Raw genomic sequence first — 12,469 nt, forward strand, 5'->3', positions numbered from 1 at the left:
AGAAGTTAAATAGCACTGAAGTAGACGAATTTGAATATCAGCCTTCCGAATTTTAGTTAATTGCCAAGGCGATTAACGAACCAGATTTGCTTGGTGACAATAGCGTTTTGGACCCACCTGATCCCATTCCGAACTCAGTAGTGAAACGAAACAGCGCCGATGGTAGTGTGGGGTTACCCATGTGAGAGTAGGACATCGCCAGGCTCCTAATTTAAAGAAAGCCTCTGAGAAATCAGAGGCTTTTTTGCTTTCTAAATCTAGACCTTATTTGTATCCGTTTAGTTAATCCGCTGTAAGTACTAGATCACTATAGCTAAGCAATTACTCTATCTTTCCTATAAACTTTTTCATAGCAGGTGTGGATGTGCAAAATTCATTTGGGGTGGCTAGATCTACTAAAAAACAGCACATTTAATGGCGCTAACATTCAATTTTAGTAACTCTATCATCTCACTATTACCACTTATTATGAGCTGTGGTAATTGCTTAAAGCGCACGGACCTGAAACCAGTTTGAGAGGGCATGCTGATACTCTTAACAATCAACACCCTTTGAACCCCATCTCTGGCTTAATTCCTGAGTTATACCTTTCTTATTTACTTAATCTAAATACTGGATAATAAATCTATCTCAGGGAGCATCTCAGGCTGCTATTGTAGGAGTTAACAATCTTGCTATTGACGCATCTATCCGCCTTGATGGTTGAAGACCCTATTGCTAGAGATAAACAACCTCAGTCTTCATTATAATTCAAGATGTCGATAAATCTCTTATCCAGAACTGAGGTTAATTATGCATAAAAGCAGTGCCTGAGATACAACCTTAACTTTTTAGCTAGCGGTATTTACTGTTCGTCAAACAATAAGCGTTGAGTTGTTTATAAAGATAGACTTGAAACTTTTAGAGGTAAAACGATAGCGTTTGTTGCTGACAATTAATGCTATCGTTTATAGAATTCGCAGATGCATTTTGATTATGGAATAAAGTTCACTGAGGTGCTTTTTTGCTACCAAATTTTTGTATAAATAGCCCTGCAATGATAAACCCAAGTCCAATTGGAGTGGTTGGGTGTATTTCTTCACCTAATAAAGTGTAAATAAAAACCAGTGAAATAAAGGGTGATATAAATATTAGGTTACTAATTTTAGAGGTATTTTCGGCTTTTTTCATCGCAAATAGCCAAAGTACAAAAGTAATCCCCATTTCAAATAAACCAACGTAAATCGCAGCTAAACTTGCCTTGATAGATGGGATAAGCCATGCACCTTGCCAAGTCATTACCAGCGCAATAAGTGGCAGTGCAATGCTAAAACAAATAAAGAGGCTAATAACTGGTTTGTCGGTATTTTTGGTATTAAAAATCCAATAAAGCGACCATAGCAAAGTACTGAGTAGCGCTAATCCGACACCTAAAGGGCTTTCAAAGTTGAGCTCGGTAATTTGACCTTTTGTACTAATAATTAATACGCCAAAATAAGCTAGGCCTAATGATATGAGATCGGCTTTACGTAGTTTTTGACCGAGTAATGGCACCGCTAATAAACTTAAGCTAATTGCCCAAGTATAATTTAAAGCTTGTGCTTGTTGCGCGGGGAGCAATTCGTAGGCTTTAAACAAGATTAAATAATAAAGAAAAGGGTTAATGCTACCTAGCTTCAGATAGCGCCAAGGATGGGCCTTAAAGCACGGTACTACGTTTGAAAAATCTTTTGTGTAAGCCAAAGATCCCGCTAAAAAAAGCCAGCTAATAAGCGACGAAAAAAACAGTAGTTGCAAAGATGTAAGTTGTTCAAGTGCCAACTTAAATGCTGTTGCGACTGTTGACCATAATAAAACGGCAGCAAGACCAAAAAACAGAGCGTGGCGTTGATTTTTAACCATAATGGGGCGATTAAATTCTGTACGTATAAAAAGGCCGCTAAAAATACCATATTTAATATTTAAAGATAGTAAAACAATATACAATTTTATAAATGTTATTAGTTTCAATAAGATATTTTTTGTTAGGTACAAGCTGGCGGGTATCTTTTAAGATTTGATTTATTAGTTACCTCATCTAGCGTTCCAGTTTTAAATCGATTAGACTCCATTTATGAAAATTATTCATCTCCTTCTTTGTGTTGTTTTTTTGTTGAATATCGGTTTTACATCCGCTGTAAATGCGGAGCAACAAGGCTGCGCAATGCATCACCAGCACATGAATGATATAGATAGCGACTTAGCACCTTCAGACTCTGAACAATCCCATTCATGCTGTGATGATACCAATGTGGCTATGCAAAGTTGTCCTGATGATTGTGGGCATTGCCAGTCTCATTGCTCTGGAATGGCGATGCTGCAAGCGATTATTTCTCCAAATTTAGATCTAAACAATCAGGAGGCTAGTAGCCACTATCGCATTATTTATTATGTAGAACCTACCGAAGGCTGGTTAATACCTCCTATTGCCTAACTCATAAATTAAAAGAAGCCTACTGTTAGCGGTAGATACATTTATTTTATTGAGTAACTTTTTATGAAAAACCCTTTTTGTCTTTTGTGGCTATTAAGCCTTATTTTTATTTTTCCAATTCAAGCAGCTACGCCTAAAGTGACTTCAGAAAAAGAACTGATCACTGATTTACTTTCGCAAAATAATCAGCAACGTTACGTTTGTCCTATGCATAGTCATATTGTTAAAGACCATCCTGGTAAATGCCCTATTTGTGGTATGGATTTAGTATTAGTTGAGCCTGCGGAACATCAGGTTGACGCCAATAATGGCGTGATTGTATCCGGCAATATGCAGCAAAGCATGGCATTAACCACGGCCAGAGTTGTAAAAAGTACCTTGTGGCGTTATATCGAAACCTTTGGTTCAATTAATTATGATCAAAATGGTATTTATCACGTACATCCGCGGGCTGCTGGTTGGGTTGAGAATCTACAAGTAAAAACCTTGGGAGAAGAAATTAAAAAGGGTCAGTTACTTTATGAGATTTATTCGCCAGATTTGGTGGTGGCGCAAGATGATTATTTATCGATGTTCAGAGATAACCAAAAAGCGCCCAACTACCTTAAATTACGTGGTCGCACTCGGTTAAAGCTATTGGGTATGACAGATGCACTTATTGAAGAGCTTGAAGCACGGAAACAGTCGTTTTTTCAAGTTCCTTATTATGCTCCTTTTGATTCTGTAGTTACCGAGCTTGTTATTGGTGAGGGCATGTATGTGAATCCTGAAAACCGTTTAATGACGTTATCTGATTTAAGCCGAGTTTGGGTGCTTGCTGATGTTTTTGAGCATCAAATGGATTGGGTAAAAACAGGTAAGTGGGCTGAATTTGATTTACCTGCGCTCGGAGTTTATGCCGCAGAAGGGCAAATTGAGTACATTTATCCTGCGCTAGATCCTAAAACAAGAACGCTCAAGGTGCGCTTGGCATTAGATAATAAAGACCACCGATTTAAACCAGCCATGATAGCGAACGTTCGCATTTATGGTGGCCCTAAGGAAGGTGCGCTTAATATTCCTGTCGAAGCATTAATTCGAACTGAAAAGCAAAATCGCGTAATTATTAAAACCTCAGACAATGCCTTTGCGGCAAAAGAGGTGTCGATTGGCATGATCACACAAGGGCGTGCCGAGGTGATTTCTGGTTTATCCGAAGGCGATATAGTTGTCACGTCTGGTCAGTTCTTGGTTGATTCTGAAGCCAATATTCGTTCAGCTATTTTGAAAATGGGCGCGGCCACATCGCCTATGCCATCGACGCATCAGCATTAATAGGGATTATAAAATGTTAAAAGCAATTATAAGCCTGAGCTTAAAACACAAAATGATGGTGATATTAATCGCATTACTTTGTGTGGTTTTGGGTATTAAAGCGGTTAAGGAAACGCCGCTCGATGCAATTCCTGATTTATCGGATATTCAAGTCATCGTTAAAACCAGTTATCCCGGACAGGCCGCTGAACTCATTGAGCAGCAGGTGACTTTCCCATTGGCAACCAGCTTAATGGCAGTGCCAAAAGCGAAGACGGTGAGAGGTTTTTCTTTTTTTGGCGATTCGTATGTTTATATTATTTTTGAAGACAATACTGATTTGTATTGGGCGCGTTCTCGCGTTTTAGAGTATTTGAGTCAGGTTGCAGCACAATTACCGCCAGAAGCTAAGCCAGTACTTGGCCCTGATGCTTCTGGGGTTGGTTGGATATATCAATATGCGTTATCTGATCCGAGCGGTCAGCATAATTTGGCGCAATTAAAATCCTTACAAGATTGGTTTTTAAAATTTGAATTGCAATCGGTTGCAGGCGTGAGTGAAGTCGCAACAGTGGGGGGCGTGGAGCAAACCTATCAAGTTGTTTTAGAGCCACTTCGCTTAATGCAATATGGCTTGACCTTACAGCAAGTAAAACAAGCGATTGAGCAAGCAAACCAAGAAGTTGGTGGTTCAGTGCTCGAAATGGCAGAGGCGGAATATATGGTACGCAGTCAAGGTTATTTAAAAAGCTTGACTGATTTCAAAACGATCCCTTTGGGTATTACCAGTGAGCAAGGTACACCACTTTTATTGGAGCACGTTGCAACAATTCGCCTTGGCCCACAAATGCGTCGTGGTATTGCTGAACTAAATGGTGAAGGCGAAGTAGTCGGTGGTATTGTTGTGATGCGTCATGGTGAAAATGCCTTAACGACTATTGCGGGTGTAAAAGCAAAGTTAAATAGCCTTAAAGCCAGCCTGCCTGATGGTGTTGTCATTACCGAAGTATACGACCGCAGCCTTTTGATTGAGCGCTCAGTTACAACGCTACAAACTAAACTCATTGAAGAAATGCTGGTTGTGGTATTGGTTTGTTTTATCTTTTTGCTCCATGTGCGCTCAACTTTGGTTGCTGTGATTTGCTTACCTCTTGCTGTTTTGATGGGATTTATTGCCATGAAAGCCATGGGGATTAATGCCAACATTATGAGTTTAGGTGGTATCGCTATTGCGATAGGTGCGCTTGTAGATGCCGCTATAGTCATGGTTGAAAATTTACACAAGCATTTAGATGAGTTTCAGCAACAACATGGTCGAAGCGCTAAAGGGGCTGAGCATTGGCAGTTGGTTCAAACTGCCTCCATTGAAGTCGGACCGGCTTTGTTTTTATCTTTACTCTTAATTACGTTAAGTTTTATTCCTGTGTTTGCGCTTGAAGCACAAGAAGGAAAGCTTTTTGCGCCACTTGCTTATACAAAAACATTTGTTATGGCGGCAGCAGCATTATTATCAATTACTTTAGTGCCGGTATTAATGGGATTTTTAGTGAAAGGGAAAATTCCAACCGAATCAGCAAATCCGATAAATCGCGGATTAATTACTATTTATAAACCAATATTACGTGTCTGTTTAAAAGCACCTTGGACTGTTGTTGTGATTGCACTATTGATTGGTGCCTCAAGTTATTATCCACTCAGTAAAATGGGCGCTGAATTTATGCCCGAACTTGATGAGGGGGACTTACTTTATATGCCAACAACATTACCGGGAGTCTCGATTGCACAAGCTGGCGCAATTTTGCAGCAAACCGATAGGTTAATTAAAACTCAGCCCGAGGTGGCCTCGGTATTTGGTAAAGTTGGCCGTGCAGAAACAGCAACGGATCCTGCACCGCTGACTATGCTTGAAACCACAATTGCATTAAAGCCGAAATCAGAATGGCGCGAAGGCATCACTCTTGATGACATTATTGCCGAGCTTGATAGCAAAATTAAGTTTCCCGGATTAACCAATGCTTGGGTGCAGCCGATTAAAACGCGCATTGATATGCTGTCAACCGGCGTTAAAACCCCTGTAGGTATTAAAATATCGGGGGCTGATTTGGCGGTCATTGAGCAAATCGGTCAGCAAATTGAAGCGATTTTGGCGCCTCTTTCTGCTACCAGTTCGGTTTATTCTGAGCGGGCACAATCGGGTCGGTATATTGATATTGTGCCAAGGCGTGCTGATGCAGCTAAATATGGGCTGAGCATCAATGATATTCAGGTAATAATAAAATTTGCTTTAGGCGGCGCTAATATTGGTGAATCAATTCAGGGTACGGAGCGCTACCCAATTAACTTGCGTTACCCTCGTCGTTATCGCGATCAAATAGAAAGTTTAGCGACTTTACCATTTGTGACACCGAGTGGTGCATGGGTAACACTTGAACAAGTTGCAGATATCGTGATTAAAGATGGTCCGGCTTTAATTAAAAGTGAAAATGGCCGCACCATTGCTTGGACATTTATTGATATTAAATCTGATGTCAGCTTAGGTGATTACATAAGCACCGCTCAAACGGCGCTTGATAAACAGTTGGTATTGCCAGCTAAATACACCATAAGTTTTGCCGGTCAATATGAATATATGCAACGAGTTGAAGCGAAGTTATTGTATGTTATTCCAATTACACTATTAATCATTTTTGTGATTTTGCATTTAGCTTTTGGCTCTGTTACTCAAGCATTGCTGGTGATGCTCACATTACCTGTCGCACTTGCTGGCTCAGTTTGGTTTGTATATTGGCTTGATTATCAATTGTCGGTTGCTTTAGCTGTGGGCATGATTGCGCTGGCGGGCGTTGCAGCGGAGTTTGGTGTCGTGATGCTGATTTACCTTAATCAAGCATGGCAAAAAAACGCAGGACAATTGGTATTGGCCATTGAGCAAGGGGCGGTACAACGCGTACGCCCTAAAGCAATGACGGTATTAACTATTATTGCTGGTTTGCTGCCCATTATGCTGGGTGCAGGCACTGGTAATGAGGTGATGCAAAAAATAGCTGCACCTATGCTAGGTGGGATGATATTGAGTCCATTAGTATCAATGTTATTGATCCCCATAGGGTTTTACTTATTAAAGCGCCGCCAGAGGCTCTAAAAAAATCAAGCGAAGATTAGCCCTTACCCATTGAGGGCTTTTTTATTTTGATTGACTCAGCGCTTGCGAATTTTCCTGGTTTGGAATATTGTATGCAATATTGAATGGTATTGCTTTGTTTAATATCACGAGCATGACTCGATAGGTTTGGTTGATATGAATAGTATTTTTAGTACGCGCCAGCATGCACTTGTGTGCTCTTTAGCAGTAAATAAATTAGATGGTTTACTGATTTTAGGCCATGAAAATATTCAGTATATAACCGGTTTTACTGGCAATGCTGCGTACGCGATTATGACCGAAAAGCATCAGTTTCTGATTACAGATTACCGCTATTTCGAGCGCGCCCAGTCTGAGTGTCAGGGCTTTGAAGTTATTTGCCGCGACCGTGATAACGAAAGCTTGGGCGCTTGTATCAAACGTCATCTGCTTAATATTGAGCATTTAGGTTTTGATGCCGCGTTTATTAACGTCCAGGCATGGCAAGATATCGTTCAATCTTTAACGGGTATTACGCTGAGTCCGATAGTTGGGCTGATCGAACAACAACGAATGATTAAAGATGAGTGGGAAATAAAACAAATTGCCCTTGCCGCAGCGATTGCCGATCAAGCATTAAATGAAACCATGCCTTATTTTACGGCCGGAGCAACCGAGCGTGATGTCGCACTTGAACTTGAATATCGCATGCAAAAGCTTGGCTCACAAGGTATGGCATTTCATACCATCATGTTATTTTCTGCGCGTACTTCATTACCTCATGGGGTGCCGGGTGATCAAAAATTACAAGCGGGTGACTTTATTACTCTTGATTTTGGAGCGGTAGTAAATGGCTATCGTTCTGATATGACGCGCAGTTATATTTTAGGCGCGGCCAGTGCTGAGCAAAAAGCGATTTATGATACGGTTGCTGCAGCGCAACACGCTGCCATTGCCACATTAAAACCTGGTGTAACTAGTGCACAGGTCTATTTTGCTTCTAAAGCGGTGCTTGATGCATCACCTTATGCCAAATGGCAGGGCGAAGGGTTAGGTCATGGAGTGGGCTTATTTTTACACGAGCAGCCATTTTTAAACGCCAAAACAGAGTATCAATTACAACGGGGCAATGTTGTTACCATTGAACCGGGAATTTATATTCCAGGCTTTGGCGGTGTGCGTTTAGAGGATGATTTTTTAATTACAGATACGGGCTGCCAAGTATTAACTCATGCCCCAAAACCTTTTGAAATTTAAGAGAGTGATATGCTAGTAATTGATAAAACACAAGTTGAGCAGGCTTTTGATTTTCCAAGTTTAATTGATGCGCTCGACCGAGGGTTTGCCGGTCATTTTTCGATGCCTAAGCGTCAAGTATTTGAGCTGCTCCCTGGTGATGCAGCCCATAATGCCTTTGCAGTTTTGCCAGCTTGGAATGATGACGTAATCGGGGTGAAGTCATTTACTTATTTTCCACAAAATGCAGCGCAAGGCTATGAATCGCTCTATTCAAAGATTATGTTATTTGACCGCAAACATGGTGTGCCACTAGCACTGGTTGATGGTACATCGGTTACTTATTGGCGCACAGCTGCGGTATCGGCTTTGGCGTCGCGTTATTTATCGCGAGAAAATAGTAAAAGCTTACTGTTTTTTGGTTCAGGTAACTTAGCAAGCTTTATGATCAAGGCGCATTTAAGTGTTCGGGCGCTAACAAAAGTAGTTATAGCGGCACGAAATCACGAAAAAGCGCAGGTGTTAATAGAACAACTACAGCCACAATATCCAGAAGTTGAATTCACTTTATGCCAACAATTGCAATCGGCTGTTGCTGCCGCCGATATTATTAGTTGCGCCACTGGCTCAAAAACGCCTTTATTTGACGGTGCTTGGCTAAAAGCTGGGGTGCATATTGATTTAATTGGCAATCACCACAGTGAATATCGAGAATGCGATACCGCAACAGTGCTTAAGTCGAGTGTTTATCTCGATAGTATCGCCAATGTGATGAATGAAGCGGGTGAATTGTTAATTCCAATTGCAGCAGGCGTCATAACGGAGGCACATATTAAAGCTGAACTTGCTTCATTATGCGCAAATAAAGAATATGCGCGCCAAAGTGATAGCGAAATAACGTTATTTAAATCAGTCGGTACCGCTTTGAGCGATTTAGTGGCAGCCCATTCGGTATATAAAAAAGTGATTAATCAACTATAGACATCGGTTTTTAGTGAGTTTGGCGCTGTTTTTTGCTTGAGATGTGCGCAAATTCAATTCGAACAAGCCTATGTTTTAAAGCACTTCATTTAATCCTAAAAACAATAATAAAAGGATGAAAATATGAAATTAGAGTTAACCCTGCTTGGTGTTGTGATTTTATTTTTAGGGGTGGAACCCTTTATTCGCCAAGCGTTGCAAAGTATGAAAAAGCGCACATGGCGAGTATGTAAAGTTGAGGCGGTTACGTTAGTCTCAAGTAATAAAGCAATGCCTTTTGCTCAGACAGTCAATCAGCAAATGCTGGTTGAATACTCGTTTGAGCAACAGCGTTTAAGTGTGATGATGAATTATAATAAACACTTTTATAACAATTATCTTGAACAAATTGAGAGTCATCTTTTGGTCGATCCAAATGCACCTAACCGGGCCCAAATGCACACCTTAAGGAATCCTTTTATAGGCGTTATTTTTATGGTGATTGGGATTTTTGTGGTGTTTTATGCTCAGCTGATTGTGGCTTAACAGTACAATAGGTGCTGAATTATTAAATCTAAATAATTCTTAATTAAATATTATTCATCAAAATAGCCTTAAGTGAATAGTACTATTCACCAAATTTATAGTGAATATAAATAGGCGCTTATCTCAGTTAATTTTCATCTAACTTGAAAAACCTTATACTTAGCATGTTTTTAACACTCATTTCTCAATAATTATGCCCGACTCATGCTAGAGTAATAGGGGATATTATTACGTCACCAAGAGGACAATACTGTGCTTCAAGAATATCGTTTACACGTTGAAGAACGTGCCGCGCTAGGTATCGTACCTAAGCCATTAGATGCGCAACAAACTGCAGACCTTATTGAATTAATTAAAACTCCACCTGCAGGCGAAGAAGAATTCGTTTTAGATTTATTAGTTAATCGTGTACCACCAGGTGTGGATGATGCGGCTTATATCAAAGCTGGCTTTTTAGCGGCTGTAGCTAAAGGTGAAGCAAGCTCTCCATTAGTGAGCAAAGAGTACGCAGCAGAGTTGTTAGGTACAATGTTAGGTGGCTATAACATCGCCCCTATGATTGAATTACTAGATGACGAAGCGCTTGCTCCAATTGTTGCTAAAGGTTTATCACATACATTATTAATGTTTGATGCTTTTTACGATGTAGAAGAAAAAGCAAAAGCAGGTAATGCGCATGCTAAGCAAGTTGTTGAGTCTTGGGCAAATGCAGAATGGTTTACTGGTAAGCCTGCTGTTGCTGAAAAAATTTCAGTTACAGTATTTAAGGTAACTGGCGAAACTAATACTGATGATTTATCACCTGCACCAGATGCATGGTCGCGCCCAGATATTCCACTTCATGCTTTAGCGATGCTAAAAAATGAGCGTGATGGTATCAACCCTGATAAAGCAGGCGAAGTTGGTCCTATCAAGCAACTTGAAGAGTTAAATACCAAAGGTTTACCACTTGCATACGTTGGTGATGTAGTAGGTACTGGTTCTTCACGTAAATCTGCAACTAACTCTGTGCTTTGGTTTATGGGTGATGACATTCCATTTGTACCAAACAAGCGCGTTGGTGGTGTCTGTTTAGGTAACAAAATTGCGCCAATCTTCTTCAATACAATGGAAGATTCAGGTGCGTTACCTATTGAGCTAAATGTTGATGAATTCAACATGGGTGATCAAATTGATATTTATCCATACGAAGGTGTGGTTAAACGTCATGGTACTGATGATGTTATTTCAACATTTGAATTTAAATCAGAAGTGATCCTTGATGAAGTACGCGCTGGTGGCCGTATTCCATTAATCATCGGTCGTGGTTTAACAGACAAAGCACGTAAATCATTAGGTTTGTCTGCTGCAGATACGTTCCGTTTACCAGCAGTCACTGAAGTCTCAACTAAAGGCTTCACGCTTGCGCAAAAAATGGTTGGTAAAGCGTGTGATGTAGTTGGTATTCGCCCAGGTCAATACTGTGAACCAAAAATGACAACCGTAGGCTCGCAAGATACTACAGGTCCTATGACCCGTGATGAGTTAAAAGATTTAGCTTGTTTAGGTTTCTCTGCAGATTTAACTATGCAGTCTTTCTGTCATACATCGGCATATCCAAAACCAATTGATGTAAACACTCACCATACACTTCCTGATTTCATTATGAATCGTGGTGGTGTATCACTTCGTCCAGGTGATGGTGTAATCCACTCGTGGTTAAACCGTATGTTATTACCAGATACAGTGGGTACTGGTGGTGATTCACATACTCGTTTCCCATTAGGTATTTCGTTCCCGGCAGGTTCGGGTGCGGTTGCATTTGCTGCTGCAACAGGTGTAATGCCTCTTGATATGCCAGAATCTATTTTGGTTCGTTTTAAAGGTGAGATGCAACCAGGTATCACGCTTCGTGATTTAGTGCATGCAATCCCTTATTTTGCGATTAAAAATGGTTTATTAACTGTTGAGAAAAAAGGCAAAATCAACGAGTTCTCAGGTCGTATCTTAGAAATTGAAGGTGTTGAACATTTAACCGTTGAGCAAGCGTTTGAATTATCAGATGCATCTGCAGAGCGTTCAGCAGCAGGTTGTACAGTTAAACTATCTAAAGAGTCAATTGCTGAGTACTTAAACTCAAATATCGTGATGCTTAAGTGGATGATTTCTGAAGGTTACGGTGATGTACGTACTATCGAGCGTCGTATTAATGCAATGCAAGATTGGTTAGCTAATCCAGAGTTAATGGAGGCTGATGCAGATGCAGAATACGCACACGTTATCGATATCGATTTAGCCGATATTAAAGAACCAATTCTTTGTGCGCCAAACGATCCAGACGATGCGCGTTTATTATCTGATGTGCAAGGTGCAAGTATTGATGAAGTATTCATCGGTTCATGTATGACAAATATCGGTCACTTCCGTGCCGCAGGTAAATTACTGGATAATTTCAAAGGCCAATTACCAACACGTTTATGGGTTGCACCGCCAACTAAAATGGATAAAGACCAATTAACGGACGAAGGCTACTACGGTATTTTCGGTCGTGTTGGTGCGCGTATTGAAACGCCAGGATGTTCATTGTGTATGGGTAACCAAGCGCGCGTTGCTGATAAAGCAACGGTTGTGTCGACCTCAACACGAAACTTCCCAAATCGTTTAGGTACAGGTGCAGATGTATTCTTAGCATCAGCTGAGCTTGCGGCAGTTGCTGCAATTATTGGTAAATTACCAACACCAGCTGAATACCAAGAATATGCGGCAAAAATCAATGCTACAGCAGCAGATACCTACCGTTATTTGAACTTCCACCGTATGCCTGAGTACACTAAAAAGGCAGATAAAGTGATTGTTCAACAAGCCGTTTAATTTTATTAAAG

The 12,469-nt window shown here is 40.5% G+C and carries 8 protein-coding genes and 1 rRNA gene; 8 read left to right on the top strand and 1 reads right to left on the bottom strand.

Annotation, left to right across the window (positions count from 1 at the left end; translation table 11 throughout):
• Positions 1-89 precede the first annotated feature (89 nt).
• A 5S ribosomal RNA gene (gene rrf, locus PTUN_RS01370) occupies positions 90-204 on the top strand.
• Positions 205-987: 783 nt separating this feature from the next.
• On the opposite strand, the gene PTUN_RS01375 is transcribed toward rrf, so the two are convergent.
• On the bottom strand, positions 988-1,881 hold the full coding sequence (locus PTUN_RS01375; protein WP_040643841.1) for a DMT family transporter: 894 nt from the start codon (positions 1,879-1,881) through the stop codon (positions 988-990).
• A 211-nt stretch (positions 1,882-2,092) separates the two neighbouring features.
• Between PTUN_RS01375 and PTUN_RS01380 the strand changes: the two genes are divergently transcribed.
• From PTUN_RS01380 to acnB, 7 genes are all read left to right on the top strand, one after another.
• Positions 2,093-2,452: a hypothetical protein gene (locus PTUN_RS01380; protein WP_009837884.1), complete on the top strand. Its 360-nt coding sequence runs from the start codon at positions 2,093-2,095 to the stop codon at positions 2,450-2,452.
• A 63-nt stretch (positions 2,453-2,515) separates the two neighbouring features.
• Positions 2,516-3,766 carry an efflux RND transporter periplasmic adaptor subunit gene (locus PTUN_RS01385; RefSeq protein ID WP_009837885.1) on the top strand — a complete coding sequence of 417 codons (1,251 nt, stop codon included), beginning with the start codon at positions 2,516-2,518 and terminating at the stop codon, positions 3,764-3,766.
• Between the two features lie 13 nt (positions 3,767-3,779).
• Positions 3,780-6,887, top strand: coding sequence for an efflux RND transporter permease subunit (locus PTUN_RS01390; protein ID WP_009837886.1), 3,108 nt, complete (start codon positions 3,780-3,782; stop codon positions 6,885-6,887).
• Between the two features lie 156 nt (positions 6,888-7,043).
• Positions 7,044-8,123 carry a M24 family metallopeptidase gene (locus PTUN_RS01395; RefSeq protein WP_009837887.1) on the top strand — a complete coding sequence of 360 codons (1,080 nt, stop codon included), beginning with the start codon at positions 7,044-7,046 and terminating at the stop codon, positions 8,121-8,123.
• A 9-nt stretch (positions 8,124-8,132) separates the two neighbouring features.
• Positions 8,133-9,083: a bifunctional Delta(1)-pyrroline-2-carboxylate/Delta(1)-piperideine-2-carboxylate reductase gene (gene lhpI, locus PTUN_RS01400; protein WP_009837888.1), complete on the top strand. Its 951-nt coding sequence runs from the start codon at positions 8,133-8,135 to the stop codon at positions 9,081-9,083.
• A gap of 123 nt (positions 9,084-9,206) precedes the next feature.
• The gene (locus tag PTUN_RS01405) at positions 9,207-9,608 is read left to right on the top strand and encodes a hypothetical protein (RefSeq protein ID WP_009837889.1); all 402 of its coding nucleotides are present in this window, start codon (positions 9,207-9,209) and stop codon (positions 9,606-9,608) included.
• 252 nt (positions 9,609-9,860) lie between these two features.
• On the top strand, positions 9,861-12,458 hold the full coding sequence (acnB, locus tag PTUN_RS01410; protein ID WP_009837890.1) for a bifunctional aconitate hydratase 2/2-methylisocitrate dehydratase: 2,598 nt from the start codon (positions 9,861-9,863) through the stop codon (positions 12,456-12,458).
• Positions 12,459-12,469 lie beyond the last annotated feature (11 nt).

The organism is Pseudoalteromonas tunicata (assembly GCF_002310815.1).
GTDB lineage: Bacteria > Pseudomonadota > Gammaproteobacteria > Enterobacterales > Alteromonadaceae > Pseudoalteromonas > Pseudoalteromonas tunicata.